This window comes from Rhodopseudomonas palustris, from assembly GCF_034479375.1.
GTDB classification, from domain to species: domain Bacteria; phylum Pseudomonadota; class Alphaproteobacteria; order Rhizobiales; family Xanthobacteraceae; genus Rhodopseudomonas; species Rhodopseudomonas palustris_M.
This window is the reverse complement of the sequence record NZ_CP140155.1, coordinates 1,796,221-1,822,009: the sequence shown is the minus strand read 5'-3', so window position 1 is coordinate 1,822,009 and position 25,789 is coordinate 1,796,221. Positions and strand designations below refer to the sequence as shown.

Here is a 25,789-nt window from a genome sequence, read left to right as displayed (position 1 = left end):
TGTAATGGCTGAGATGAAGAGCGGCGACATCCGCGCGATGAGCGAAGACCAGATGGACGACGCGATCCTCAATCTGAAGAAGGAGCGCTTCAACCTGCGCTTCCAGCGCGCCACCGGCCAGCTCGAGGACACCTCGCGGCTGCGCGAAGCCCGGCGCGACATCGCCCGGATCAAGACCATCGCCGCGCAGAAGCGCGCCGGCAAGACGAAGTAAGGACCACAGAGATGCCGAAGAGGACCCTGCAGGGCGTGGTCGTCAGCGACAAGCAAGCCAAGACCGTGGTGGTGCGCGTCGACCGTCGCTTCACCCACCCGATCTACAAGAAGACTATCCGGCGCTCGAAGAACTACCACGCGCACGATGAGAACGATCAGTTCCATCCGGGCGACATGGTGTGGATCGAGGAGAGCAAGCCGATCTCCAAGTTGAAGCGCTGGACGGTTGTCCGGGGCGAACCCAAGAAGACCGCCTAAGCGCATTCGCGCGTCAGTTGAGAGCGCGTCAGCGCATTAGAGAGAGGACGAGGTGCATCAATGATCCAGATGCAGACCAACCTCGACGTGGCCGATAATTCAGGCGCACGCCGTGTCATGTGCATCAAGGTGCTCGGGGGCTCCAAGCGCCGCTATGCCACCGTGGGCGACGTCATCGTGGTGTCGATCAAGGAAGCGATTCCGCGCGGCAAGGTGAAGAAGGGCGACGTCATGAAGGCCGTGGTGGTCCGGGTCCGCAAGGACATCCGCCGCCCCGACGGCTCCGTCATCCGCTTCGATCGCAACGCCGCCGTGCTGATCAACAATCAGTCCGAGCCGGTCGGGACCCGTATCTTCGGGCCGGTGCCGCGCGAGCTGCGTGCGAAGAACCACATGAAGATCATTTCGCTGGCACCGGAGGTGCTGTGATGGCCGCCAAGATTCGTAAGGGCGACAAGGTGATGGTGCTGAGCGGGCGCGACAAGGGTCGCACCGGCGAGGTATTCGAGGTCCGTCCGGCCGCCGGTGTGGCGCTGGTTCGCGGCATCAACATCGTCAAGCGTCACCAGAAGCAGACCCAATCCCAGGAAGGCGGCATCATCTCGAAAGAGGCGCCGATCGACCTGTCCAACATCGCGATCGTCGGCAAGGACGGCAAACCGACCCGGGTCGGTTTCAAGATCCTGGCGGACGGCAAGAAGGTTCGCATCGCCAAGAGCTCGGGAGCAGAGATCGATGGCTGAGACCGCATACGTTCCGCGCCTTCGCACGGAATACGACAACAGCATCCGCACCCAGCTGACTGAGAAGTTCGGCTACGGCAACGTCATGCAGGTTCCCAGGCTCGACAAGGTCGTGCTGAACATGGGCGTCGGCGAGGCCGTCAACGACCGCAAGAAGGCGGAGCAGGCGGCCGCCGACATGGCGCTGATCGCCGGCCAGAAGGCGGTCGTGACCTATTCGCGGGTGGCGATCTCGACCTTCAAGCTGCGCGAGAACCAGCCGATCGGCTGCAAGGTGACGCTGCGCAAGGCGAAGATGTACGAGTTCATCGACCGCCTGATCACGGTCGCGCTGCCGCGCGTCCGCGACTTCCGCGGCCTGAACCCGAAGAGCTTCGACGGCCGCGGCAACTATTCGCTCGGCATCAAGGAGCACATCATTTTCCCCGAAATCGACTTCGACAAGACCGGCGAGTCGTGGGGCATGGACATCACGGTGTGCACCACCGCGCAGACTGACGACGAAGCGCGCGCGTTGCTCACCGCATTCAATTTCCCGTTCCGGCAGTGAGACGCTGACAGCCCCGAGCTGATCTGCCTCTCAAACGCGGAAACCCAGGAGCCTGGCATGGCAAAGAAGAGTTCGATCGAGAAGAACAATCGTCGGAAGAAGATGACCAAGAACGCGGCGCCGAAGCGCGCGCGTCTGAAGGCCATCATCGCCGACAAGGACCTCCCGATGGAGGAGCGTTTCGCGGCGACCCTGAAGCTCGCCGAGATGCCGCGCAATTCGTCGGCCACCCGGATCCGCAACCGCTGCGAGATCACCGGCCGCGCGCGCTCGGTCTACCGCCTGAACAAGCTCAGCCGTATCGCGATCCGCGATCTGGGCTCGAAGGGCCTGGTTCCCGGCCTCGTCAAGTCGAGCTGGTAAGGAGGGGCGGAGATGTCTACGCACGATCCGATCAGCGATCTCATCACCCGCATCCGCAACGCGCAGATGCGTTCGAAGTCCAAGGTCTCGACTCCCGGCTCGAAGATGCGCGCCAGCGTGCTCGAAGTGCTGAAGAGCGAGGGCTACATCCGCGGCTACGCCAGCGTCGAGCATTCCTCGGGGCGCAGCGAGCTCGAGATCGAGCTGAAATATTTCGACGGCGAGCCCGTGATCCGCGAGATCGAGCGCGTGTCGCGCCCCGGTCGCCGGGTCTACGCGTCGGTCAAGAACTTGCCGCGCGTCAACAACGGCCTCGGCATCTCGGTGCTGTCGACCCCGAAGGGGATCATGGCCGATCACGACGCCCGCGACGCCAATGTCGGCGGCGAGGTTCTGTTCACGGTGTTCTGAGCGAAGCGCGATCCGCCGCACGAGGCGGTCGGGACGCGCCGAGACAACGGAAATTGGCGCATCTTCCGCGGCGTCGTTACGCCGGAGGATGTTTGGTTAGGAAGGATCGACCATGTCACGCGTTGGCAAGAAGCCCGTCACGGTCCCGTCCGGGGTGACGGCGTCCGTCGAGGGTCAGACCGTCAAGATGAAGGGGCCGAAGGGTCAGCTTCAGTTCGTCGTGCACGACGACGTCGACGTCAAGTTCGAGGACGGTTCGGTGAAGGTGGCGCCGCGGTTCGAGACGAATCGCGCTCAGGCGTTGTACGGCACTGCGCGCGCCCAGATCGCGAACCTGGTGGAAGGCGTCACCAAGGGCTTCGAGAAGAAGCTCGAGATCACCGGCGTCGGCTATCGTGCCGCACTGCAGGGCAAGAAGCTGCAGCTCGCGCTCGGCTACAGCCACGACGTGCTCTACGACATCCCGGAAGGGATCACCATCACGGTGCCGAAGCCGACCGAGATCAACGTCGTCGGCATCGACTCGCAGAAGGTCGGGCAGGTCGCGGCCGAGATCCGCGACTATCGTCCGCCGGAGCCCTACAAGGGCAAGGGCGTGCGCTATTCTGACGAGTTCATCTTCCGCAAGGAAGGCAAGAAGAAGTAACGGAGCCGGTCATGTCGAAGTTGAATGTCACGAATGCCCGGCGCAAGACTCGGGTCCGGATCGCCCTGCGGCGCACCGCCAACGGCCGCCCGCGGCTGTCGGTGTTCCGCTCGTCGAAGCACATCTACGCCCAGGTGATCGACGATCTGAAGGGCGAGACGCTCGCCTCGGCGTCGTCGCTGGAAAAGTCGCTGCGCGAGGCCGGCAACACCGGCGCGAACATCGACGCGGCGAAGGCGGTCGGCAAGCTGCTCGCGGAGCGCGCGGTGAAGCAGGGCGTCAAGGAAGTCGTGTTCGATCGCGGCGGCTATCTGTATCACGGCCGCGTCAAGGCGCTGGCGGATGCGGCCCGCGAGAGCGGCCTGAGCTTCTAAGTTTCGGTTTGAACGGATACAAGGATCGGGGCGACAGCCTCGCAGAGATTGGAAAACACCATGGCAGCTGAACGCGAACGCGGTGGACGCGAACGGAGCAGGGATCGCGAGGAGCGCGACAGCGAGTTCGTCGACAAGCTCGTCCACATCAACCGTGTGGCGAAGGTCGTGAAGGGCGGTAAGCGTTTCGGTTTCGCAGCGCTGGTCGTGATCGGCGACCAGAAGGGCCGGGTCGGTTTCGGCCACGGCAAGGCGCGCGAAGTGCCGGAAGCGATCCGCAAGGCGACCGAAGCGGCGAAGCGCAACCTGACCCGGGTGGCGCTGCGCGACGGCCGCACGCTGCATCACGACATCGCCGGCCGTCACGGCGCCGGCCGCGTCTATCTGCGCGCCGCTCCGGCCGGTACCGGCATCATCGCCGGCGGCCCGATGCGCGCGGTGTTCGAGACGCTCGGCATCCAAGACGTGGTGGCGAAGTCGATCGGCTCGTCGAACCCGTACAACATGGTTCGCGCCACCTTCGACGCGCTGAAGCACCTCGATTCGCCGCGTGCGGTCGCAGCGCGCCGCAACATCAAGGTTTCCACCCTGCAGGCCCGCCGCGTCGGCGGCGATGCGGAAGTGGTTGCCGAATAACGGCGTGATCGCGCGATCACGCTGACAGAGACAAGACGCGATCCGGAGTGAAGACGATGGCCAACGCCGCAAACATGATCAAGGTCGAGCAGATCGGCAGCCCAATCCGCCGCCATCACTCGCAGCGCGCGACGCTGGTCGGCCTCAAGCTCAACAAGATCGGCCGGGTCACCGAGCTTCAGGATACGCCTGAAGTTCGCGGCATGATCGCCAAGGTGCAACACCTCGTTCGCGTCGTCGACGAGAAGTAAGAGGGCAGGGCGATGAAGCTCAGCGAGATTTCCGACAATCCCGGCGCACGCAAGAAGCGCATGCGCATCGGCCGCGGTATCGGCTCCGGCAAAGGCAAGACCGGCGGCCGTGGCGGCAAGGGCCAGACCGCGCGCTCCGGCGTGCGCATCAAGGGCTTCGAAGGCGGCCAGATGCCGCTGCATCGGCGCCTGCCGAAGCGTGGCTTCAACAACATCTTCCGGCTGGAATTCGCCGAGATCAATCTCGACCGGCTGCAGGATGCGATCGACGCCAAGACGATCGATGCCGGCGCGGTGATCAACGCCGAATCGCTGGTCGCGGCCGGCGTGCTGCGGCGTTCGCGCGACGGCGTGCGGCTGCTCGGCCGCGGCGAGCTCAAGTCGAAGCTCACCATCGAAGTCCACGGCGCCACCAAATCGGCGATCGAGGCGGTCGAGAAGGCCGGCGGCACGGTGAAGATCCTGGCGCCGAAGAAGGACGAAGGCGAGGCTGCGTAACATTGCCGTCATCGCCCGCGAAAGCGGGCGCCGGCCTTGCCGGCGGCAGTGGAATTGACGACAGTCGCGCACCAAATTGATGCCCGGCGCTCACTCGGCGGCCCGCATCCGGCGGCACCACGGGACGAGTAGCGCGGGAGAAAGCCGGACATGGTCTCTGCAGCGGAACAACTAGCGGCAAACCTCAATTTCTCGGCGCTCGGCAAGGCCGAGGAGCTGAAGAAGCGGATCTGGTTCACGCTCGGCGCGCTGCTGGTGTATCGGCTGGGCACCTATATCCCGCTGCCCGGCATCGATCCCACCGTGTGGGAACAGGTGTTCAAGTCGCAGGCCGGCGGCATTCTCGGCATGTTCAACATGTTCGCCGGCGGCGGCATCCACCGCATGGCGATCTTCGCGCTGAACATCATGCCGTACATCTCGGCATCGATCATCGTGCAGCTCTTGACCACGGTGTCGCCGCAGCTCGAGGCGCTGAAGAAGGAAGGCGAGTCCGGCCGCAAGACGCTGAACCAGTACACCCGCTATCTCACGGTGATCCTGGCCGCGTTCCAGTCCTACGGCATCGCCGTCGGTCTGCAGGGCGCCGGCAATGTGGTGTCGGAGCCGGGCGCATTCTTCCTGCTGTCGACCGCGATCACGCTGACCGGCGGCACCATGTTCCTGATGTGGCTTGGTGAGCAGATCACCTCGCGCGGCATCGGCAACGGCATCTCGCTGATCATTCTCGCCGGCATCGTCGCCGAGCTGCCTTCGGCGCTCGCCAGCATGCTGGAACTCGGCCGTCAGGGCGCGCTGTCGACCGCCTTGATCCTGGTCGTGCTGGTGATGGCCGTCGTCGTCATCGCCTTCATCGTGTTCATGGAGCGGGCCCAGCGCCGGCTGCTGATCCAGTATCCGAAGCGCCAGGTCGGCAACAAGATGTTCGAGGGCCAGTCCTCGCATCTGCCGCTGAAGCTCAACACCTCGGGCGTGATCCCGCCGATCTTCGCGTCGTCGCTGCTGCTGCTGCCGACCACCATCGCGAGCTTCAATTCGGGCACCGGCCCGGAATGGTTCCAGTGGGTCGTCACCCAGTTCGGCCACGGCCGGCCGCTGTTCCTGGTGTTCTACATCGCGATGATCGTGTTCTTCGCGTTCTTCTACACCGCGATCGTGTTCAACCCGACCGAGACCGCGGACAATCTGAAGAAGCACGGCGGCTTCATCCCGGGCATCCGCCCCGGCGAGCGCACCGCGGAGTACATCGACTTCGTCCTGACGCGCATCACCGTGGTCGGCGCGATCTACCTGGCGATCGTCTGTCTGATTCCCGAAGTGCTGATTTCCTATGCGGCGGTGCCGTTCTATTTCGGCGGAACTTCGCTTCTGATCGTGGTCAGCGTCACGATGGATACGGTCGCCCAGGTGCAGGGTTATCTGCTGGCGCACCAGTATGAAGGCCTGATCCGGAAGTCGAAGTTGAGGGGCCGCAAGAAATGAGACTGATCCTTCTCGGGCCGCCGGGGGCGGGCAAGGGAACGCAAGCGGCTCGCCTGGTTCAGCAGTACGGCATCGTCCAGCTCTCCACCGGAGACATGCTGCGCGCCGCCGTCGCGGCCGGCACGCCGGTCGGGCTGAAGGCCAAGGACATCATGGCGAGCGGCGGCCTGGTGCCGGACGAGGTGGTGATCGGCATCATCTCCGACCGCATCGAGCAGCCCGACGCCGCCAACGGCTTCATCCTCGACGGCTTCCCGCGCACCGTGCCGCAGGCCGAGGCGCTCGATGCGCTGCTCAAGGACAAGAAGCTCGGCCTCGACGCCGTGGTCGAACTGCGCGTCAACGAGAGCGCGCTGCTGGCCCGGGTCGAGACCCGCGTCGCCGAGATGCGCGCCCGGGGCGAGGAGCCGCGCGCCGACGACAACGCCGAAGCGCTGGCGAAGCGTCTGGCCGCCTACCGCGCCCAGACCGAGCCGCTGGTCGAGTATTATTCGGAAAAGCGCAAGCTGCTGACCGTCGACGGTATGATGACCATCGACGAGGTCACCCGCGAGATCGGCCGAATCCTCGAGGCGATCGGCGAGGCCAACGCCAAGAAGGCCGCCAAGACCGCGGCTGCAAAGCGGGCGGTCAAGAAGAGCGCGAAGAAGCCGGCCAAGACCTCGAAGGCCAAGGCCGCCAAGGCCAATACCTCCAAGGCCGCCGGCAAGTCGAAAGCTCCGGGCAAGGTTTCGGCCAAGAAAGCTTCGGCCAAGAAGGCAGTTAGCGGCAAGTCTTCGAGCAAGGCGGCATCCGCCAAGAAGGCGTCGTCGGGTCTGAAGAAGCCGGCGAAAGCCACTAAAAAGGCTGGCAAAAAGGCCGCCAAGGTTGCGGGCAAGGCGCCCGCCAAGGCGACCAAGAAAGCCGACAAGTCGAAGGCCAAATCGACCGCCAAGGCGCCGAAGCGCGGCGCCAAGGTGACGAAGAAGGCGGCCAAGAGGGCAGGGACGTCCTCCGCTCAAAAGGCCAGGAAAGTCAACAAAAAGCGAGCTTGAACCTGGATTCGGTTGACGAACAGAAACGGAATCCTTTAATAAGGCCCGATATCCCGTCGGATAGGTTTCAGACGATGCCGGGCCCCAGAACGACCGAGGGGATGGCGTCGTGTTCGCGTTTGTGAACGCCAGACCGAGATAGCAAGAATCAGCCGGCCGGTTGCGGTCGGTGACAGGAGAGAAGTCTGTGGCCCGTATAGCCGGCGTGAATATCCCGACCAACAAGCGCGTGCTGATCGCGCTCCAGTACATCCATGGCATCGGCCAGAAGAACGCCGCGGATATCATCGAGAAGGTGAAGATCCCGGTCGAGCGTCGCGTCAATCAGCTCAGCGACGCCGAGGTTCTTCAGATCCGCGAAGTCATCGACCGCGACTATCTGGTCGAGGGCGACCTTCGCCGCGAGACCGGCATGAACATCAAGCGCCTGATGGACCTCGGCTGCTATCGCGGCCTGCGTCATCGCCGCGGTCTGCCGGTGCGTGGTCAGCGCACCCATACCAACGCGCGCACCCGCAAGGGTCCGGCCAAGGCGATCGCCGGCAAGAAGAAGTAATTTTGCGAACAGCGAACGGTGCGTGGCGAGTAGGGCTCTACTCGCGGCGCACTTTTCGCCATTCGCATTTTGGTGGAGCCGCTGGTGTTACGGCGGCGTTGAGATCACTCAGAAAGGTAGACCATGGCTAAGGAAGCCGGCCGCATTCGCCGCCGCGAGCGCAAGAACATCGCCTCGGGCGTTGCGCATGTGAACTCGTCGTTCAACAACACGACCATTACCATCACCGACGCGCAGGGCAATGCGATCGCCTGGTCGTCCGCCGGCACGATGGGCTTCAAGGGCTCGCGCAAGTCGACCCCTTACGCCGCGCAGGTCGCGGCCGAGGACGTCGCCAAGAAGGCGCAGGAGCACGGCATGCGCACCCTCGAGGTCGAGGTGGCCGGTCCGGGTTCGGGTCGTGAGTCGGCGCTGCGCGCGCTGCAGGCTGCCGGCTTCACGGTGACCTCGATCCGCGACGTCACCACCATTCCGCACAATGGCTGCCGGCCGCGCAAGCGCCGCCGGGTCTGATTTTTCCATCGCGGGTGGCGGCTTGCCGCCCGCGATGCTCGATATTTCGACGCGGATTGATCCGCAGTTTCCATCGCGAGTGACCGCGCCCTTATTATCGGCGGCGGACTGGCCAGGAAGGTGACACAGTGACGATCCAGAAGAATTGGCAAGAACTCATTCGACCGAACAAGCTCCAGGTGACCGCCGGCAGCGACGCCAGCCGTTTCGCCACGCTGGTCGCCGAGCCGCTCGAGCGCGGCTTCGGCCAGACGCTGGGCAACGCGCTGCGGCGCGTGCTGCTGTCGTCGCTGCAGGGCGCGGCCGTGCAGGCGGTGCATATCGACGGCGTGCTGCACGAGTTCTCCTCGATCGCCGGCGTGCGCGAGGACGTCACCGACATCGTGCTGAACATCAAGGACATCTCGCTCAAGATGCAGGGCGAAGGCCCGAAGCGGATGGTCGTCAAGAAGCAGGGCCCGGGCGTCGTCACCGCCGGTGACATCCAGACCGTCGGCGACATCGTCGTGCTGAACCCCGACCTGCAGATCTGCACCCTCGACGAGGGCGCCGAGATCCGCATGGAGTTCACCGTCAACACCGGCAAGGGCTACGTCGCCGCCGAGCGCAACCGTCCGGAAGACGCGCCGATCGGCCTGATCCCGGTCGACAGCCTGTACTCGCCGGTGCGCAAGGTGTCGTACAAGGTCGAGAACACCCGCGAGGGCCAGATCCTCGACTACGACAAGCTGACCATGACGGTCGAGACCAACGGCGCGCTGACCCCGGACGACGCGGTCGCCTTCGCCGCCCGCATCCTGCAGGACCAGCTCAACGTCTTCGTCAACTTCGAAGAGCCGCGCAAGGAAGTCACCCAGGAGATCATTCCGGATCTCGCCTTCAACCCGGCCTTCCTCAAGAAGGTGGACGAGTTGGAGCTGTCGGTGCGTTCGGCGAACTGCCTGAAGAACGACAACATCGTCTATATCGGCGATCTGGTGCAGAAGTCGGAAGCCGAAATGCTGCGCACCCCGAACTTCGGCCGCAAGTCGCTGAACGAGATCAAGGAAGTGCTGGCGCAGATGGGCCTGCATCTCGGCATGGAAGTGCCGGGCTGGCCGCCCGAGAACATCGACGAACTCGCCAAGCGCTTCGAGGATCATTACTAAGCAAATCGGCCTCATGGTTCGAGACGCGCTTTCAGCGCTCCTCACCATGAGGCCTCTCTCCTCATCCTGAGGAGCGGCGTAGCCGCGTCTCGAAGGATGAGGCACCACCGGGCGAACGCAGGCAGCCCACCTGCAACTCCGACGAACCGTCGGGACATTGAATTAGAGGACTACCACAATGCGTCACGGCAAGGTTCATCGGAAGCTCAACCGCACCGCCGAGCATCGCAAGGCGATGTTCGCCAACATGTGCGCCGCGCTGATCAAGCACGAGCAGATCGTCACCACGCTGCCGAAGGCGAAGGAACTGCGGCCGATCGTCGAGAAGCTGATCACGCTCGGCAAGAAGGGCGGCCTCGACAAGCGCCGCCAGGCGATCAGCGAGATGCGCGACCTCGACCAGGTCAAGAAGCTGTTCAGCGTGCTGGCGCCGCGCTACGCCGACCGTCAGGGCGGCTACACCCGCATCATCAAGGCCGGCTTCCGCTACGGCGACAACGCCCCGATGGCGGTGATCGAATTCGTCGACCGCGACGAAGACGCCAAGGGCAAGGACTCCGGCCCGACCCAGGACAGCGCCGAAGCGGCGTAAGCCAGCTTCCACGACACCCGAGTTTTCAGAAGGCGGCGCCGCAAGCGCCGCCTTTTTCATTTCGCATCAGCATCGCGTGTCCCACGATTGCAGGGCAGGGCGACGCACCCGATATCTCCCCACATGCAAGACGGGAGATAGCTCATGAAGATCGATCTGAGTGGCAAGACCGCGCTCGTCACCGGCTCGACCGCCGGCATCGGCCATGCCATCGCCAAGGGGCTCGCCGCGGCCGGCGCCGAGGTCGTGGTCAACGGCCGCAGTCAGGCCAAGGTCGATGCCGCGCTCGGCGCGCTGGATAAGGCAGTGCCGGGCGCCAAGCTGTGCGGCGTCGCCGCCGATGTCTCCACCGCGGAGGGCTGCGCCGCGCTGGTGATGGAGATTCCCCGCGTCGACATCCTGATCAACAATGCCGGCATCTTCGAGCCGAAGGGTTTCTTCGACATTCCCGACGCCGACTGGCAGCGCTTCTTCGACGTCAATGTGATGAGCGGGGTGCGGCTATCGCGCGCCTACATGCCGGCGATGCTGGAGCGCAATTGGGGCCGCATCGTCTTCATCGCCTCGGAATCCGCGCTGATGATCCCGAAGGAGATGATTCATTACGGCATGACCAAGACCGCGCAGCTCTCGGTGTCGCGCGGCCTCGCCGAAATGACCCGCGGCACCGCGGTGACGGTCAACGCGGTGATGCCGGGCCCGACGATGAGCGAGGGCGTGCAGACCTTCGTCGCCGATCTGGCCAAGCAGAACGGCCAGTCGGAGAGCGAAGCGGCGGCGAACTTCATCAAGCAGCATCGCCCCGGCTCGCTGATCCAGCGCTTCGCCACCGTCGAGGAGATCGCCAACATGGTGGTCTATGTCAGTTCCAAGGAAGCCTCCGCCACCAACGGCGCCGCGCTGCGCGCCGAGGGCGGGCTCTTGCAGACGATCGCGTAGGTCGTCGAGCTCACTGCCCGCGGCAGCGCGGGCACGACAGCGACAATTTCGTCATTCCGGGGCGCGCCGCAGGCGCGAACCCGGAATCCCGAGCTGTTCTGCATCCCCCGAGTCGTGCTCAGAGCGAGATTCCGGGTTCGCCCGCAGCTTCGCTGCGCGCGCCCCGGAATGACTCGCGGAGGGCGCGCGCTGCTACCACCCCTCCAGCACGATCTTGCCCACCGATGTGCCGCTCTCCAGCAGCGCATGGGCGCGCTTGAGATTCGCCGCGTTGATGGCGCCGAAGCTGTTCTCCAGCGTGGTGCGCAGCACGCCGGCGTCGATCAGGTCGGCGACCTCGTTCAGAAGATCGTGCTGCGCGATCATGTCGGGCGTGGTGTAGCTCGACCGCGCGAACATCGCCTCCCAGTGCAGCGACGCCGATTTCGGCTTCAGCAGCATCGGGTTCAGCGTCGCCGGGTCGTCGATCAGCGCCACCTTGCCTTGCGGCGCGAGGATCTCGACCAGCGCCGGGAAGTGCTGCTCGGTGCCGGTGAGGCTGGCGATCAGCGCCACCGGCGGCAGCTTCAAGGCCTCGATCTGCGGCTTCATCGCCCGGCTGTGATCGATCACCGCATCGGCGCCGAGATCGCGGCACCAGGACTGCGTCTGCGGCCGCGACGCGGTCGCGACCACGGTCAGCGCGGTGAGGCGGCGCGCGAGCTGGATCAGGACCGAGCCGACGCCGCCGGCGCCGCCGATGATCAGCAGCGTGCGCGGGTCGTGCGCCTTGCCGGGCCGCACGCCGAGCCGGTCGAACAGCAGTTCCCACGCGGTGATCGAGGTCAGCGGCAGCGCCGCGGCCTGCGCGAAGGACAGCGTTTTCGGCTTGCGGCCGACGATGCGTTCGTCGACCAGATGCAATTCGGCGTTGGTGCCGGAACGCCCGATCGAGCCGGCGTAGAACACCTCGTCGCCGGGCCGGAACAGCGTCACGTCGCTGCCCACGGACTCGACCACGCCGGCGGCGTCGTAGCCGAGGATCTTGATCTCGCCCGCCGGCGGCGCGGCGCGGTTGCGGACCTTGAAGTCGACCGGGTTGACCGAGATCGCCTTCACGGCGACGCGCAGATCGCGCGGGCCGGGCTCCGGCTTCGCCACGTCGACATCGATCAGCGCGTCGGCATCGTCGATCGGAAGGGATTTGCTGTAGCCCACGGCCTTCATCGAATGGTGCTCCTGTGCTCTCGGTGTTTCCTTGCGTCTAGGTGCCATTCCGGCGGTCAATTGCAAGCGTCCCGGCCGCCGGGCTATGCTGGGCACACGCATGATTGACCTGCCGGCGGTGCGCCGGAAGGCTACAATCCGCCGTTTTTGACCGCTTCGATTCGCGCGGCTCGTGGACTCACGCTGCCCCGTCAACCCTGGAACATTGCCTCATGTCTGCTGTCCGCATTTTCACGGCAATCGTGCTTTCGCTCGCGACTGCGCTGCCCGCGCTGGCGCAGGAGCGGCGGCTGCCGGCCTCGCAGGCCGAGATCAAGCTCAGCTACGCGCCGATCGTGCAGCACGCGCAGCCGGCGGTGGTGAACGTCTACGCCGCCAAGGTGGTGCAGAACCGCAATCCGCTCTTGGAAGATCCGATCTTCCGCCGCTTCTTCGGCGGCGGCCCGCAGCCGGAGCAGATCCAGCGCTCGCTCGGCTCGGGCGTGATGGTCGATGCCTCGGGCCTGGTCGTCACCAACAACCACGTCATCGAGGGCGCCGATCAGGTCAAGGTGGCGCTTGCCGACAAGCGTGAATTCGAGGCCGAGATCGTGCTGAAGGACAGCCGCACCGACCTCGCGGTGCTGCGCCTCAAGGACACCAAGGAGAAGTTCGCCACGCTCGATTTCGCCAATTCCGACGAACTGCTGGTCGGCGACCTGGTGCTGGCAATCGGCAATCCGTTCGGCGTCGGCCAGACCGTGACCCACGGCATCGTCTCGGCGCTGGCGCGCACCCAGGTCGGCATCACCGACTATCAGTTCTTCATCCAGACCGACGCGGCGATCAATCCCGGCAATTCCGGCGGCGCGCTGGTCGACATGACCGGCAAGCTGGTCGGCATCAACACCGCCATTTTCTCGCGCTCGGGCGGCTCGCAGGGCATCGGCTTCGCGATCCCGGCCAATATGGTGCGCGTGGTGGTGGCCTCGGCCAAGAGCGGCGGCAAGGCGGTGAAGCGGCCGTGGCTCGGCGCGCGGTTGCAGGCGGTGACGCCGGAGATCGCCGAGACGCTCGGCCTGAAGCGGCCGAGCGGCGCGCTGGTCGCGAGCGTCAGCAAGGGTAGTCCGTCGGAGAAGGCCGGGCTGAAACTGTCCGACCTGATCGTCGCGGTCGACGGCTTTGCGATCGACGATCCCAACGCGTTCGACTATCGCTTCGCGACGCGCCCGCTCGGCGGCACCGCGCAGATCGACGTGCAGCGCGGCGGCAAGCCGGTGAAGCTGACGATCACGCTTGAGACCGCGCCCGACACCGGCCGCGACGAGATCGTGCTGACCGCGCGTTCGCCGTTCCAGGGCGCCAGGATCGCCAACATCTCGCCGGCGATCGCCGACGAATTGCGGCTCGACCCCAGCGTCGAAGGCGTGGTCGTCACCGAACTCGCCGACGGCGCCACCGCGGCGAGCGTCGGCTTCCAGAAGGGCGACATCATCGTCGCGGTCAACAACAAGCGCATCGCCAAGACCAGCGACCTCGAGCGCATCACCAACGAGTCGTTCCGCCTGTGGCGCATCACCGTCGTCCGCGGCGGCCAGCAGATCAACGTCACGCTCGGCGGATGAGTATGCGTCACGCGCGCCTCTTCACCTCTCCCGGCGCGCGGGGAGAGGTCGGTCAGCGAACGCAGTTCGATGACCGGGTGAGGGGGCGTTTCGACACGGCCGAGCCTCTGCGTGAGGTCGAAGTCGTGCCGCTGCGACAAGTGGCTGCCCCTCACCCCACCCCTCTCCCCGCGAAGAGTGGGGCGAGGGAGCAGGCAGCGGCTGGGAGAACGCGCCCCTTCTCCAACGAACAGGCTGGCGCATGAGTCCCAAGCGCCCGACGCCATCGTCCAACCTGTTCGCCGCCGCGGGGCTCGAGCGCGAGGCGCCGCGGCCGTTGCCGGACCGGCTGCGGCCGCGCGCGCTCGGTGACGTCGTCGGCCAGGACCACATCCTCGGCCCCGACGGCGCGCTGACGCGGATGCTGGCGACGCGGACGCTCGGCTCGCTGGTGTTCTGGGGCCCGCCCGGCACCGGCAAGACCACCGTCGCGCGGCTTTTGGCCGACGCCACCGAGCTGCATTTCGAGCAGATCTCCGCGGTGTTCTCCGGCGTCGCCGATCTGAAGAAAGTGTTCGACGCCGCGCGCGCGCGCCGCGAGATGGGCCGCGGCACGCTATTGTTCGTCGACGAGGTGCACCGCTTCAACAAGGCGCAGCAGGACTCGTTTCTGCCGGTGATGGAAGACGGCACCGTGGTGCTGGTCGGCGCCACCACCGAAAATCCGTCGTTCGAACTCAACGCGGCGCTTCTCTCACGCGCGCGCGTGCTGGTGTTCCAGTCGCTCGATGCCGACGCCATCGAGCAACTGTTCGTCCATGCGGAAGCGGCCGAAGGTCGGACGCTGCCGCTCGACGCCGAGGCGCGGGCGGTGCTGGTGCGGATGGCCGACGGCGACGGCCGCGCCTCGCTGACACTGGCCGAAGAAGTCTGGCGCTCGGCGCGCGAGGGCGAGGTGTTCAACGCCGCGCAGCTCCAGGAGATCCTGCAGCGCCGCGCGCCGATCTACGACAAGGGCGCCGACGGCCACTACAATCTGATCTCGGCGCTGCATAAATCCGTGCGCGGCTCCGATCCGGACGCGGCGCTGTACTATCTATGCCGGATGTTCGACGCCGGCGAGGATCCGTTGTTTCTGGCGCGGCGCGTGGTGCGGATGGCGGTCGAGGACATCGGTCTCGCCGATCCGCAGGCGCTGGTGATCTGCAACGCCGCGAAGGACGCCTACGACTTCCTCGGCTCGCCGGAGGGCGAACTGGCGATCGCCCAGGCGGTGATCTATCTCGCCACCGCGCCGAAATCCAACGCCGCCTACACCGCCTACAAGGCCGCGATGCGCGCGGCGAAGCAGGGCGGCAGCTTGCTTCCGCCCAAGCACATCCTGAATGCGCCGACCGGGCTGATGAAATCCGAAGGCTATGGCGGCGGCTATCAATACGACCACGACACGCCGGAGGGCTTCTCCGGCCAGGAGTACTTCCCGGACGCGCTCGGACATCAGACGTTTTACGACCCGCCCGACCGCGGCTTCGAACGCGAGATCAGGAAGCGGCTGGACTATTGGGCGAAGCTGCGCGCGGCGAAGTCGTAATCTCGTAGGGTGGCGCTGAGCGAAGCGAAGCCCACGCGAACCTCCGCACGGTGCATCGTCTTCGTCGCGCGTGGGCACGGCGCTATGCGCCTCTTGCCCACCCCACGGACTGCCATTCCATACACCGTCATTCCGGGGCGCGCGAAGCGCGAACCCGGAATCCCGAGATTCCAGGTTCGGCGACCCCGCACCTGCGGTGCGCGCTCGCCGCCCCGGAATGACCGCGAGGGAGCAGGGCCTATCAGCAGTCGTCCCCGCCTGTGCGGGGACGACTCGTTGCCGATGCGGCGGTTGAACGCTCGACCGATATGCGCGGCTGCTACGCGCGCAGCGGACAGACTAGCCCGCCTGCCGTTTCGCGGCCGGCTCTTCGTCGAACCCGACGAACACCGCGGCCTCGTCGACCGACTTGCGTTCCGACACCACCGCATTCGCCGGGAAATCGTCGTCCGGCCAGCCGAGCGCGATCGCTTTCATGATGATCTGATCGTCGGCGATGCCGGCGTGTTCGCGCACCACCGGCGACTGCATGATGCCCTGGCTGTTGATGACGCAGCCGAGCCCGCGCGACCACGCGGCATTGACCAAAGCCGTGGTAACCGCGCCGCAATCGAACGGGGTGTCGTCGCTGCCGTCGAGCACGCGGTCGTAGGTGATGATGATGCAGACCGGCGCGTCGAACTGGCGGAAGCCGCGCAGCACCCAGTCGTTGCGCATCTCCTTGTCGTCGCGCGCGATACCCATCGCGGCGAACAATTGCTTGGCGACGCCGACCTGGCGGTCGCGATGGGTGCCCGCGAACGGCTGCCCAATGCGGAATTCGCGGCTGTGCGGCACGCCGGCCAGATTGCGCTCGGTGTTGCCGGCGCGGATCCGGTTCAGCGGCTCGCCGGTGATGACGGTGAAATTCCACGGCTGGGTGTTCATCGACGACGGCGCGCGCATCGCCAGCGTCAGAATCTCCTCGATCAGCGCGCGCGGCACCGGATCGGGCTTGTATCCGCGAATACTTCGGCGGCCGCGGATCACGTCATCGAACTGCATCTGTCTGGTTTCCCCCGTTGTTGCTTGGCCCGGATCATCGCGGTTTCCCGATCACGGCGCAAGGCGGCCCGGTGGCTGCTGCTATTCCGCGCGGCGGGATCGCCGCGGCGGAAGCCGCGTTGTGCTATGCTCGCAGGCAGCGAAACGGCTGGGACATTGACGATGCGACGTTGTTCGACGACACCGATTCACCCACGCACCGCGCGCGCCCGCAAGCGGCTCGCGCTCGTCGCGCTGACATTGCTGCTGGCCGCGTCGCCGGCGCGCGCCGACAGCGTCGAGGTCGCGCCCGGCGTGCAGGTCACGCGCAAGAGTTACAGCGGCCCCGCCAATCAGCAGCCGTTCTTCGGCTTCGCCGCCAAGACGCCTGAGCAGCGCGCCGCCGACGAGAAATTCGTGAACGATATGGTCGCGGCGACCGGCTCGCGGCAGAAGGCGTTCGACGAGGCCAGCCTGCGCGGCTGGCGCGCGATCAGCAAGGGCAACGCCTCGGAAGCGGCATTGCGCTTCAACCAGGCCTATCTGCTGGCTCCGCAAGAGAGCGCAGTCTATCATGGCTTCGCCATCGTCGCGATGATGCGATTCAACGACATCGACTATGCAGACGAATTGTTCAAGCGCGCCAGGATGCAGCCGCATCCGCTGAAGCCGCTGGCGTCCGATCACGGCCGCGCGCTGCTGATCGGCAAGCGCCCGCAGGACGCGCGCGCGGTGCTGGAGCAGGCGGTCACCGAGGCGCCGGATCTCGCCGACGCGTGGTCCAATCTCGGCTTTGCCCGGCTGCAGACCGGCGACGCCGCCGGCGCCTGCGCAGCCGCCAATGAGGCCGCCACGCGAAAACCGTCCAGCACCGTCTCCAGCGATCTGGCGTTGCTGCGTACCACGGCGGAGTGCAAGTAGTCGTGCGGACGGAGCATCGCCGCAGCAGCGGCGCGGATGCGCCGCGAGCCTAGCGGCCGATCTGATGTTTCAACGAGGTGAGGCCGAACAGCGCCTTCTGCGCGTCGTCGAGATGGCGGCCTTTGAAGAACGCCGCATCGATCACCGCGCCGAGCGCGAACAGAAGGGCAAAGACTACAAGGCCGCGCATCGCTCGATCCAACCTCGCCATCGCCCGGCGCGCCGCAGGTCGGCGCGAAGCGGACGGCGATAGTCTACATCGTCGCGGGCGCGCCGCAAAGCCGCGACCTTCGGCTGAGAACGTCCAGCCCCGCCCGCCGCGACGGCTTGCAGCGGATGTCGCGCCGCGCTGTTTCGCGGTAGACCAGTCGCTCATCCGAGAGGTTCACCCATGAAATCATACCGCAAGGAACTGTGGTTCGAGACGCCGGGCCGCCGCGCCTTCGTCAACATCACCCGCGAGGTCGAGGCCGCGTTGCGAGACAGCGGCGTGCGCGAGGGGCTGGTGCTGGTCAACGCCATGCACATCACCGCCTCGGTGTTCATCAACGACGACGAGAGCGGCCTGCACGCCGACTACGAACTCTGGCTGGAAAAGCTGGCGCCACACGCGCCGGTGGCGTCCTATCGTCACAACCGCACCGGCGAGGACAATGCCGACGCCCACATGAAGCGCCAGATCATGGGCCGCGAAGTCGTCGTCGCCATCACCGACGGCAAACTCGATTTCGGCCCGTGGGAGCAGATCTTCTACGGCGAGTTCGACGGCGGCCGGAAGAAGCGCGTGCTGGTCAAGGTGATCGGGGAGTAGCAGCGTCGTCACGCCGTCGCGTGAGCTTCGCGCCGCCACCAGCGCCGTCATTCCGGGGCGCGTGCCGGTCAGCGCGCGCCATGTAAACCCGGAATCGCGAGATTCGGGGCTCGCCCCCGCGTCCGGAATTGCGCCTGCGGCAATCATCCCCGAGGAATGGCATAGCGACATAGCGCAGCCGCCTCGCCGTTCGAGCTACGTCAATTGTTAAATAATCAAAGGTAGCATGCGCCATTCTCGTGGTTATACCGGGGGTGGCCGTGATCAGATCCTATTTCGAAGCCCATTGGGTCGCGGCGGCGCTGTGCATGGGCGTGGCGCTGTTGCTGCTGCTGCCGCTCGGCGTGCCCGGCGGCGATCGCGCGCTGCTGCTGGTCTATCTGGCCTCGCCGATCTACATGCTGCACCAGGTCGAGGAGCATCTCGGCGACCGCTTTCGCACTTACGTCAACAGCAAAGTGTTCGGCGGCGTCGAGGCGCTGACGCCCGGCGACGTGCTGCTGATTAATCTGCCCGGGGTGTGGGGCATCAATCTCGCCGCGCTCTACGCCGCGTATTTCGTCGCCCCCGGCTGGGGCCTCGCCGCGGCCTGGCTGATCCTGGTCAACGGCCTCACCCATGTCGGCATGGCGGCGCATCTGCGCGGCACCAACCCCGGCCTCGCCAGCGCCGCGCTGGTGTTCATCCCGTTCGGCCTGTTCGCGGTGATCGAAATCCCCGGCACGGCATTGCAACACGCGGTGGCGGTTGCGATCGCCATCGCCATCCACGCCGCCATCGCGCTGCACGCGCGGCAGCGGGCGATGGCGGGGCGGGGGGCGATGGCGCGGGCGTGAATCCGCCAAGGCCCGTAGTGTGGCGCCGAGCGCCTCGTCCGCCATAGCTCGAAGAGCGGCGGCGGAAGCAAAGCCCACGCGAAACGCGGTGTGCAACAGCGCGTGGTCACGGCGCTTGAGCGCCTTTGCCCACCCTACGCTTGCTTACGCTTGATGCGTCTCAGTCATTTGTGGTCCAGGGATCGATCACGGTCAGGCCGGCGGCGTCGAACGCGCTCGCGTCTCGCGACGCCACGGCGAACCCGTGTGCGGCGGCGATCGCGGTGATGTAGCCGTCGGGCGTGGGGAAGCCCTTTCCGGCCGCGCGCGCCTTGACGGCGAGATCGGCATAGCGCTGCGCAGCCGGAGTATCGAACGGCAGGATGCGGGTGGCAAACACGTCCAACACATCGTCGAGCGCAGCGCCCAAGGCGTTCTTACGCTTTCCGGCCGGCAAGGCGCCAACGCCGAACAGAAGTTCGGCGACGGTGATGCTGGACAGGAACAACGTCTCGGCAGACTGAGCATTGAGCCATTCGCGCACCCGCGGATCCGGATCGCGCGTCATCGCTTCGGAGACGACGTTGGTGTCCAGCAGGATCATTCGAGGCACCAATTCGAAAGCGTCAGGTCATTCAAACTTCATCGGCTCGGCCGGACGCGTGTCGCGGACCTGTTCGAGCGCTTCGATATCGGCATTGGTGATGTCGTGTTTCCGCCCGATCTCCTGCAAGGCGGTGCCGAGCCGCACGCGGCCCTCAGGACGGACAGCGGCCTCCAGAATGGCGCGCATCTCCGCTTCCGCGCTGCGATTATGCTGCGCCGCGCGGACCTTCAGGGCGCGATGCGCCTCGTCGGAGAGGTTGCGAATGGTGACTGCGACCATGCTGGCGTCCTCCGCGGGATAAAACCGATGCTATCAAACTAGGAAAAATGATAGCATCTTTCAAGGGTTGCCGGCGCTCAGGAACCGCCAGGACCTCCCGGGCGGAAGCGGGCAGGTTTGATCACGCCGAATGAATCCGCAGGCGGATCAGCCGAAGGCGTCATCCGCCTGACGCGACGAGCGAGCGCGGCCCGTAGGGTGGCGCTGAGCGGCTTGTCCGCCATAGCTCGAAGAGCGACGGCGGAAAGCGAAGCCCACGCGGCGCAGCGGCTCAGCATCGCGGAGCGACCTACACGTGGGCACGGCACTGACGCGCCTTTGCCCACCCTACGCCTGCTGAAATTCGCAGTTCAGGTCGATTCGGTCGGCGTGGAGATCGTAGGGCGGGTTAGCCGAAGGCGTAACCCGCCATTGCGAGGTTTCGGCCGAATTGCGGTGGACGAGTCGGCGGATTACGCGCCGCTAGTCCTCCCTGCGGGCTAACGACGGCGGACTTTCTGCTGGAGATACACGAACGCCATCGCGCCGTTCACAACTAATACCCCGAAGAACACGACAGCCGCGATCTGCGCAGGCGCCTCAACGATCATCAGAACGACGAGCAGCCCGATCGCCCAGGCGACGTTGATCATGATACGCTTGAACAACACGCCATGCGTCGGAATATCTGCGAGCCATTCGCTGAGAAAGAACCAAAGACCCATTCTGAAACTCCGAGCGACCAATTGCGCAGATAGTAGGCGGGTTAGCCGGAGGGGTAACCCGGCATTGCGAAGTTTCGGCGAATTGCGGTGGGCAGGGTGGCGGATTACGCTCCGCGAATCCGCCCTACGGGCTACGCCAATCCGCTACGACAAAATCAACGGAAGGTAAGTGTGGTATGGCGACGGAGATGGGGGAGTACCTCGTAGGTGCTTATTTGAAAATGGTGCTCAAGTGCGGTTTTGTCGACTACAATGCGCGGCCTCCGGGCGGAGGTCTCTCAGGGCTTGGAGAACTAGACGTTATCGGCTTCGATTTTGTACGGCAGAAGGCATATTTCTGTGAGGTGACGACGCATCTCGACGGATTGTTGATTGGCAAAGGTAAACAGAGCACGATCGATAAGCTAAAACGAAAGCATGTGCGGCAGAGAGAATATGCTGAGCGTCACCTCCATCTTCCCGATTACAAGATTCGTTACATGTTCTGGTCTCCGGTGGTCCGAAGGGGATTGATCAAAGAGCTTGAGGCCACCGGATTTGAGTTGTTCATCAATCAGAGTTATTTTGAAGCGATTGAGGAGCTCAAGAGAATGGCAAGGGCGTCGACTGCTGACGCGACTAATCCCGCCTTTCGCGTCCTGCAAATTCTAGAACACCTCCGCCAAACTCCTCGGGCAAAGGGGCGAGCCTAATTGGTAGGGCCGTAGGGTGGCGCTGAGCGAAGCGAAGCCCACGCGAAACGCGGTTTGCAAACGCGCGTGGGCACGGCGCTCCGCGCCTCTTGCCCACCCTACGCTTGCTAGTCCGCCCCTATGCGCTCTTCACTATGCTGGCAAATCATCAATTCTTCGCTCTCCAGAATGTAACAACCAAACTCGCAAGCGCCACGATCCATCCTGCTCTCAGAATTGTGGGCGACTTTCCAGCAACTTCAATCGTTCGAAGATACAAGAACCCTCCTATTAAGATGCCATAGTTGCTTCTAAATTCGGCAAGGCGCGATGCAACCTCAACGAGATCGGAGCTCTTTCTAGCTTCAATATCATTCTTCGGTTCAAAGCACTCGATGCCTGTAGCCTTTGAGCACTCAGAATCGCGCGTTTTTGGCAACAGAAGATCGTTCACCGGCTTCGGTGTCTTCTTAAGTTTGCTCATCTTAGAACCGTGCGGGAAACGCCCGCCCCCTGTTGGCTTGCTTATAGCAAAGCCGTCCCTAAGTGCTGTCTAGTGCTTCGCCATCGGCTTCGTCTACGAATCCTGGGCGTGCGAGAGATGCTGCAACCTGGCGAAAAGCATCACACCTACCCAGTGTTATTTCAACTCCTCTACAGTTCCTAAAGTTTCACTCGGTTCGGGAGTGAGAGCGTCGGCCGGCCTCAATCCAATGGCCCGAGGAAAATCATGAGCGATTGCAACAATTTGAAAGATTGTCGAATTTTCATTGTTATGGCCTATTCGTGTAGTTGTTGGTGTAGTAAGCTCCTGAGGTTGTTCTCCACATTTAGAACTTCGCACGAGCACCCAATTTTATGTCTGTCGAGTTCACCAGTTTCCACATATCTCCAGAAAACTAACATCGTGCCTCCGCCTCCAGAAAATAGATCGAGAACCAATTGTTCAGAATGCTCGCTCTTGACAAAATTCCCATAGGATCATATACCCACTCTCGTCCCGTCCACGAGGGGCGCTTCTAGAGGCGTCTTGGAGTGGGGCGGGGTGTGGCGCCTGCGGGCGGGGGCAGACGTGTTCTCCGCACTCGGGACGCTTCGGGTCGCCGTCCGGGCCCATTACGAGGCTCTGCCACTTGTTAGTTGGCTGGACGCGGCACAGGCGAAGGCGGGAGAAATCCCGCCGGATAAACAGGGTTTCATTACCCGGACCTGCGCCCGGAAGCACGGCCCTGAAGCGACAAGTCGCCACGGTGGAGCGCCGGAAGGCGTTTCCGCGGCCTCTGATTGCCGGCGATCCGGTGATCACGCTGCGGCAACCACGACCAAGGTGCGCCTTTCGGCGCTCCGCCGCCCCTCATCGTGCAAGGGGCGGAACGTCCGCAAAGCTCGGGCGCGGTTGCGCCGCGAGAACGCGGACGTTCGGCCGGGGCTGCCGTTGAGGCGGTTGTTCCGGTCCGCAGTCCAGCCGGCGTAAGCCGCGCCGGGCTGCGCGCTCCGAGCCGCGGCTCCGCGCCGCGCGGCGGTCCCGGATGTCGCTGCGCTCATCCGGGCTACCGGGCAGGCCACGCGCCGAGCGCACCGCATTCCGGCCGTGACCCGATGGCGCTTTTGCGCTAGGCACAGCCTCAACCCCGGAGCTTTCATCCTATGAGCCGTCGTACCAAGAAACCCCTCGCCAAGCGCGGCCCCGGCGGCGATCGCCCCAAAGCCGGCCGGCCGGCCGCGAAGCGGGGGCCGGCTGCCGGCGGGCCGGTGCGCGGCAATCGCGGCGAGGACGGCCGTCCGATCTCGGCGCGGCCGCAGCGCGAGCCGCGTGGCGAGCGCGCCGAGCGTCCCGCCGCCAAGCGTCCCGCCGCCGAGCGGCCGGCCGCTGAACGTCCCGCGTCCGATCGCCCGCAAGGCGCGCGTCCCGGCCGTCCGCCGGCCCGGTTCGGCGCGTCATCCGCCACGCGGCCGCCGCGTGCGCAGCGTCCCGAGGCCGCAGTCGAGCCCGAGAAGATCGTTCCCGAGGCGGCGCCGCTGCCGACCAAGGTCGAGACCGTGGTCGTCACCGCCGACGAGAACGGCATGCGGGTCGACCGCTTCCTCGAGGGGCGGTTTCCGGGTCTGTCGTTCTCCCATATCCAGCGCATCGTCCGCAAAGGCGAGCTGCGGGTGAACGGCAAGCGCGCCGATTCGAAGGACCGGCTGGAGGAGGGCCAGAGCGTGCGGATTCCGCCGCTCAAGCTCGACACGCCGAAGGCGCCCGGGCATCTGTCCGAAGCCGAGCAGAAGACGCTGGCGGCGCTGAAGGCGATGACGCTGTACGAGGACGCCGACGTGCTGGTGCTGAACAAGCCCGCCGGTCTCGCGGTGCAGGGCGGCAGCGGCACCACCCGGCACATCGACCTGATGCTCGAGGTGATGCGCGACAGCAAGGGCCAGAAGCCGCGCCTGGTGCATCGCATCGACAAGGAGACCGCGGGCTGCCTGCTGGTCGCCAAGACCCGCTTTGCCGCCACCGCGCTGACCGGTTCGTTCCGCCACCGTTCGGCGCGAAAAGTCTACTGGGCGCTGGTCGCCGGGGTGCCGAAGCCGAAGCAGGGCCGGATCTCGACCTATCTGGCCAAGGAGGAGAGCGAGGACGACAGCATCATGCGGATCGCCGAACACGGCGACGAGGGCGCCAGCCACGCGGTGACCTACTACGCGGTGGTCGAGACCTCGGCGCAGAAGCTCGCCTGGGTGTCGCTGAAACCGGTGACGGGGCGCACCCATCAGCTCCGCGCCCACATGGCGCATATCGGCCACGCCATCGTCGGCGATCCGAAGTACTTCAACATCGAGAACTGGCAATTGCCGGGCGGCCTGCAGAAGCGGCTGCATCTGTTGGCGCGGCGCATCGTGATTCCGCATCCGCGCGGCGGCGTGATCGACGTCTCGGCGCCGCTACCGCCGCATATGCTGCAGTCGTGGAACCTGCTCGGGCTGGAGCACGACCGGTTCGATCCGATCGAGCATGCGCCGGAAGAATGAGCGCGCAACGCGCCGGCGCGGCTTGCGGTTTTGCGGCGCGATGCCGACATGATGGCGATGAAACGGATCGCGCCCTTGCTGCTCGCCGCAGCGCTTCTTGTTCCGCCCGGCGGCGCCGCGTCGGCGCAGGTGATGATCGGGACGCAGCCCTCGCTGCTGCCACCGCCCCCGGCGCCGCCGCCGCCGCCGCGGGTGTATGTTCCGGAGGTGCCGAAGCTCGACGCCCCGGCCCCCACCCCCCGGGCGCAACTGCCGAACCAGCGCCGCTCGTTCGGCGACCGCATCACCGATTGCCTCACCGACGGCAACGCGGCGCGGCTGTCGCCGAACGACCGCGCGGCGTATTCGCGTGGCTGCGCCAATCAGTAGACACTGATCCGGAGTTTGAGCGATGATGATCGGCATCTCTCCGTCATGGCCGGGCTTGTCCCGGCCATCCACGTGTTCGAACCGCTGCGGCGCTGATGGCGTGGATGCCCGCGACAAGCGCGGGCATGACGTGTGGAGAGCGTCGTATCAATCGCAGCTCGCATCGAATGGACAACATCATGCGTGAACTGTTCGACGAGGTCGCGGGCAAGTCGATGCTCGATCCCGAGGAAGCGGTGCGGCGCACGACGCGTACTTCGCTGCCGAAGCGGTTCTACACCACGGCCGCGATCAGCGAGACGCCGGACGGCTTTGCGATCACGCTCGATGGCCGCAATGTGAAGACGCCGACGCGCAACGCGCTCGCGGCGCCGACGCGCGACCTCGCCGAGGCGATCGCCGCCGAATGGCAGGCGCAGCAGGAGCTGATCGATCCGACCACGATGCCGCTGACGCGGCTCGCCAACAGCGTGATCGACGGCGTCGTCGGCCGCATCGACGCGGTCACCGACGACGTCGCCAAGTACTTCGGCTCGGATCTGTTGTTCTATCGCGCCGGCCATCCGGACGAACTGATCGCGCGCGAAGCGCAGCATTGGGACCCGGTGCTGTTCTGGGCCGCGGAGGAATTCGGCGCGCATTTCATCCTCGCCGAGGGCATCATCCATGTCGACCAGCCCGAGCCCGCGATCGAAGCGGCGCGCGCCGCGCTGCCGCAGCATCCGTGGTCGATCGGCGCGCTGCATGTGGTGACCACGATCACCGGCTCGGCGCTGCTGGCGCTGGCGCTGGCGCACGGCCGGCTCGATCCGGATCAGGTCTGGGCCGCCGCGCATGTCGACGAGGACTGGAACATCGCCCGCTGGGGCCTGGACGACGAGGTCGCGGCGCGGCGGGCTGCGCGGCAAGTCGAGTTCCAGGCGGCAGCGCAGGTGGTGGCCGCGCTGTCGCCGCGCGGAAGTTAACGAGGGGTTTACGGGGCTG

Annotated in this window: 35 protein-coding genes; 28 read left to right on the top strand and 7 right to left on the bottom strand. The window is 65.4% G+C overall.

Features of this window, described 5'->3' with window-relative positions:
• Nucleotides 1–4: 4 nt before the first annotated feature.
• The 19 genes from rpmC (at nt 5) to SR870_RS08195 (ending at nt 11,210) form a co-directional block, all read left to right on the top strand.
• On the top strand, nt 5–214 hold the full coding sequence (gene rpmC / locus SR870_RS08285; protein WP_011441193.1) for a 50S ribosomal protein L29: 210 nt from the start codon (nt 5–7) through the stop codon (nt 212–214).
• 11 nt (nt 215–225) lie between these two features.
• On the top strand, nt 226–474 hold the full coding sequence (gene rpsQ, locus SR870_RS08280) for a 30S ribosomal protein S17 (protein ID WP_011441194.1): 249 nt from the start codon (nt 226–228) through the stop codon (nt 472–474).
• A gap of 60 nt (nt 475–534) precedes the next feature.
• Nucleotides 535–903: a 50S ribosomal protein L14 gene (rplN, locus tag SR870_RS08275; RefSeq protein ID WP_011441195.1), complete on the top strand. Its 369-nt coding sequence runs from the start codon at nt 535–537 to the stop codon at nt 901–903.
• Complete coding sequence (rplX, locus tag SR870_RS08270) at nt 903–1,217, top strand: 50S ribosomal protein L24 (protein WP_011441196.1); 315 nt, start codon at nt 903–905, stop codon at nt 1,215–1,217. Before rplN ends, rplX begins: the two co-directional genes overlap by 1 nt.
• Nucleotides 1,210–1,767: a 50S ribosomal protein L5 gene (rplE, locus tag SR870_RS08265; RefSeq protein ID WP_322517511.1), complete on the top strand. Its 558-nt coding sequence runs from the start codon at nt 1,210–1,212 to the stop codon at nt 1,765–1,767. Before rplX ends, rplE begins: the two co-directional genes overlap by 8 nt.
• A gap of 57 nt (nt 1,768–1,824) precedes the next feature.
• A complete protein-coding gene (gene rpsN / locus SR870_RS08260; RefSeq protein ID WP_011441198.1) occupies nt 1,825–2,130 on the top strand; it encodes a 30S ribosomal protein S14 in 306 nt (101 codons plus the stop codon).
• Nucleotides 2,131–2,142: 12 nt separating this feature from the next.
• Nucleotides 2,143–2,541, top strand: a complete 399-nt coding sequence (rpsH, locus tag SR870_RS08255; protein ID WP_322517510.1) for a 30S ribosomal protein S8 — start codon at nt 2,143–2,145, stop codon at nt 2,539–2,541.
• A 112-nt stretch (nt 2,542–2,653) separates the two neighbouring features.
• On the top strand, nt 2,654–3,187 hold the full coding sequence (gene rplF / locus SR870_RS08250; RefSeq protein WP_322517509.1) for a 50S ribosomal protein L6: 534 nt from the start codon (nt 2,654–2,656) through the stop codon (nt 3,185–3,187).
• 11 nt (nt 3,188–3,198) lie between these two features.
• Nucleotides 3,199–3,561 carry a 50S ribosomal protein L18 gene (gene rplR / locus SR870_RS08245; RefSeq protein WP_322517508.1) on the top strand — a complete coding sequence of 121 codons (363 nt, stop codon included), beginning with the start codon at nt 3,199–3,201 and terminating at the stop codon, nt 3,559–3,561.
• A 60-nt stretch (nt 3,562–3,621) separates the two neighbouring features.
• Nucleotides 3,622–4,197 carry a 30S ribosomal protein S5 gene (gene rpsE / locus SR870_RS08240; RefSeq protein ID WP_322517507.1) on the top strand — a complete coding sequence of 192 codons (576 nt, stop codon included), beginning with the start codon at nt 3,622–3,624 and terminating at the stop codon, nt 4,195–4,197.
• 56 nt (nt 4,198–4,253) lie between these two features.
• On the top strand, nt 4,254–4,448 hold the full coding sequence (rpmD, locus tag SR870_RS08235; protein WP_011441203.1) for a 50S ribosomal protein L30: 195 nt from the start codon (nt 4,254–4,256) through the stop codon (nt 4,446–4,448).
• 12 nt (nt 4,449–4,460) lie between these two features.
• Entirely contained in the window at nt 4,461–4,946 is a 486-nt protein-coding gene (gene rplO / locus SR870_RS08230) for a 50S ribosomal protein L15 (protein WP_322517506.1), read from the top strand.
• A gap of 150 nt (nt 4,947–5,096) precedes the next feature.
• On the top strand, nt 5,097–6,428 hold the full coding sequence (secY, locus tag SR870_RS08225) for a preprotein translocase subunit SecY (RefSeq protein WP_322517505.1): 1,332 nt from the start codon (nt 5,097–5,099) through the stop codon (nt 6,426–6,428).
• Nucleotides 6,425–7,462: an adenylate kinase gene (locus SR870_RS08220; RefSeq protein ID WP_322517504.1), complete on the top strand. Its 1,038-nt coding sequence runs from the start codon at nt 6,425–6,427 to the stop codon at nt 7,460–7,462. Before secY ends, SR870_RS08220 begins: the two co-directional genes overlap by 4 nt.
• A 187-nt stretch (nt 7,463–7,649) precedes the next feature.
• Nucleotides 7,650–8,018, top strand: a complete 369-nt coding sequence (gene rpsM / locus SR870_RS08215) for a 30S ribosomal protein S13 (RefSeq protein ID WP_322517503.1) — start codon at nt 7,650–7,652, stop codon at nt 8,016–8,018.
• Nucleotides 8,019–8,141: 123 nt separating this feature from the next.
• Nucleotides 8,142–8,531 carry a 30S ribosomal protein S11 gene (gene rpsK / locus SR870_RS08210; protein ID WP_322517502.1) on the top strand — a complete coding sequence of 130 codons (390 nt, stop codon included), beginning with the start codon at nt 8,142–8,144 and terminating at the stop codon, nt 8,529–8,531.
• 128 nt (nt 8,532–8,659) lie between these two features.
• Nucleotides 8,660–9,679, top strand: a complete 1,020-nt coding sequence (locus SR870_RS08205) for a DNA-directed RNA polymerase subunit alpha (RefSeq protein ID WP_322517501.1) — start codon at nt 8,660–8,662, stop codon at nt 9,677–9,679.
• Nucleotides 9,680–9,857: 178 nt separating this feature from the next.
• Nucleotides 9,858–10,271: a 50S ribosomal protein L17 gene (gene rplQ / locus SR870_RS08200; protein ID WP_322517500.1), complete on the top strand. Its 414-nt coding sequence runs from the start codon at nt 9,858–9,860 to the stop codon at nt 10,269–10,271.
• A gap of 144 nt (nt 10,272–10,415) precedes the next feature.
• On the top strand, nt 10,416–11,210 hold the full coding sequence (locus SR870_RS08195; RefSeq protein WP_322517499.1) for an SDR family oxidoreductase: 795 nt from the start codon (nt 10,416–10,418) through the stop codon (nt 11,208–11,210).
• Nucleotides 11,211–11,402: 192 nt separating this feature from the next.
• Here SR870_RS08195 and SR870_RS08190 read toward each other — a convergent pair whose 3' ends face one another.
• The gene (locus SR870_RS08190) at nt 11,403–12,416 is read right to left on the bottom strand and encodes a zinc-binding alcohol dehydrogenase family protein (RefSeq protein ID WP_322517498.1); all 1,014 of its coding nucleotides are present in this window, start codon (nt 12,414–12,416) and stop codon (nt 11,403–11,405) included.
• Nucleotides 12,417–12,628: 212 nt separating this feature from the next.
• On the opposite strand from SR870_RS08190, the gene SR870_RS08185 reads away from it, so the two are divergent.
• Together SR870_RS08185 and SR870_RS08180 are read left to right on the top strand one after the other, a co-directional pair.
• A complete protein-coding gene (locus SR870_RS08185; RefSeq protein WP_322517497.1) occupies nt 12,629–14,020 on the top strand; it encodes a DegQ family serine endoprotease in 1,392 nt (463 codons plus the stop codon).
• A gap of 241 nt (nt 14,021–14,261) precedes the next feature.
• The gene (locus SR870_RS08180) at nt 14,262–15,590 is read left to right on the top strand and encodes a replication-associated recombination protein A (RefSeq protein WP_322517496.1); all 1,329 of its coding nucleotides are present in this window, start codon (nt 14,262–14,264) and stop codon (nt 15,588–15,590) included.
• 339 nt (nt 15,591–15,929) lie between these two features.
• Here the strand turns inward: SR870_RS08180 and SR870_RS08175 are convergent, their stop codons facing one another.
• Nucleotides 15,930–16,634, bottom strand: coding sequence for a nitroreductase (locus SR870_RS08175; RefSeq protein WP_322517495.1), 705 nt, complete (start codon nt 16,632–16,634; stop codon nt 15,930–15,932).
• 162 nt (nt 16,635–16,796) lie between these two features.
• Between SR870_RS08175 and SR870_RS08170 the strand changes: the two genes are divergently transcribed.
• Entirely contained in the window at nt 16,797–17,534 is a 738-nt protein-coding gene (locus tag SR870_RS08170; RefSeq protein ID WP_322517494.1) for a tetratricopeptide repeat protein, read from the top strand.
• Between the two features lie 49 nt (nt 17,535–17,583).
• On the opposite strand, the gene SR870_RS08165 is transcribed toward SR870_RS08170, so the two are convergent.
• Entirely contained in the window at nt 17,584–17,724 is a 141-nt protein-coding gene (locus tag SR870_RS08165) for a hypothetical protein (protein WP_322517493.1), read from the bottom strand.
• A 201-nt stretch (nt 17,725–17,925) separates the two neighbouring features.
• Between SR870_RS08165 and SR870_RS08160 the strand changes: the two genes are divergently transcribed.
• Nucleotides 17,926–18,345, top strand: a complete 420-nt coding sequence (locus SR870_RS08160) for a secondary thiamine-phosphate synthase enzyme YjbQ (RefSeq protein ID WP_322517492.1) — start codon at nt 17,926–17,928, stop codon at nt 18,343–18,345.
• A 260-nt stretch (nt 18,346–18,605) separates the two neighbouring features.
• Complete coding sequence (locus SR870_RS08155) at nt 18,606–19,181, top strand: HXXEE domain-containing protein (protein ID WP_322517491.1); 576 nt, start codon at nt 18,606–18,608, stop codon at nt 19,179–19,181.
• A 160-nt stretch (nt 19,182–19,341) separates the two neighbouring features.
• Here the strand turns inward: SR870_RS08155 and SR870_RS08150 are convergent, their stop codons facing one another.
• The 3 genes from SR870_RS08150 to SR870_RS08140 all read right to left on the bottom strand — a co-directional run bounded on the left by SR870_RS08150 (nt 19,342) and on the right by SR870_RS08140 (nt 20,750).
• The gene (locus SR870_RS08150; protein ID WP_322517490.1) at nt 19,342–19,764 is read right to left on the bottom strand and encodes a type II toxin-antitoxin system VapC family toxin; all 423 of its coding nucleotides are present in this window, start codon (nt 19,762–19,764) and stop codon (nt 19,342–19,344) included.
• A 27-nt stretch (nt 19,765–19,791) separates the two neighbouring features.
• On the bottom strand, nt 19,792–20,046 hold the full coding sequence (locus tag SR870_RS08145) for a FitA-like ribbon-helix-helix domain-containing protein (RefSeq protein ID WP_322517489.1): 255 nt from the start codon (nt 20,044–20,046) through the stop codon (nt 19,792–19,794).
• A gap of 479 nt (nt 20,047–20,525) precedes the next feature.
• The gene (locus SR870_RS08140) at nt 20,526–20,750 is read right to left on the bottom strand and encodes a hypothetical protein (protein WP_322517488.1); all 225 of its coding nucleotides are present in this window, start codon (nt 20,748–20,750) and stop codon (nt 20,526–20,528) included.
• A 176-nt stretch (nt 20,751–20,926) separates the two neighbouring features.
• On the opposite strand from SR870_RS08140, the gene SR870_RS08135 reads away from it, so the two are divergent.
• On the top strand, nt 20,927–21,442 hold the full coding sequence (locus SR870_RS08135; RefSeq protein WP_322517487.1) for a hypothetical protein: 516 nt from the start codon (nt 20,927–20,929) through the stop codon (nt 21,440–21,442).
• Nucleotides 21,443–21,590: 148 nt separating this feature from the next.
• Here the strand turns inward: SR870_RS08135 and SR870_RS08130 are convergent, their stop codons facing one another.
• Nucleotides 21,591–21,905, bottom strand: coding sequence for a hypothetical protein (locus SR870_RS08130; RefSeq protein ID WP_322517486.1), 315 nt, complete (start codon nt 21,903–21,905; stop codon nt 21,591–21,593).
• Nucleotides 21,906–23,068: 1,163 nt separating this feature from the next.
• On the opposite strand from SR870_RS08130, the gene SR870_RS08125 reads away from it, so the two are divergent.
• From SR870_RS08125 to SR870_RS08115, 3 genes are all read left to right on the top strand, one after another.
• The gene (locus SR870_RS08125; RefSeq protein WP_322517485.1) at nt 23,069–24,436 is read left to right on the top strand and encodes an RluA family pseudouridine synthase; all 1,368 of its coding nucleotides are present in this window, start codon (nt 23,069–23,071) and stop codon (nt 24,434–24,436) included.
• Between the two features lie 48 nt (nt 24,437–24,484).
• On the top strand, nt 24,485–24,805 hold the full coding sequence (locus tag SR870_RS08120) for a hypothetical protein (protein WP_322517484.1): 321 nt from the start codon (nt 24,485–24,487) through the stop codon (nt 24,803–24,805).
• Between the two features lie 179 nt (nt 24,806–24,984).
• Entirely contained in the window at nt 24,985–25,770 is a 786-nt protein-coding gene (locus SR870_RS08115; protein ID WP_322517483.1) for an ATP12 family chaperone protein, read from the top strand.
• Nucleotides 25,771–25,789: the final 19 nt, after the last annotated feature.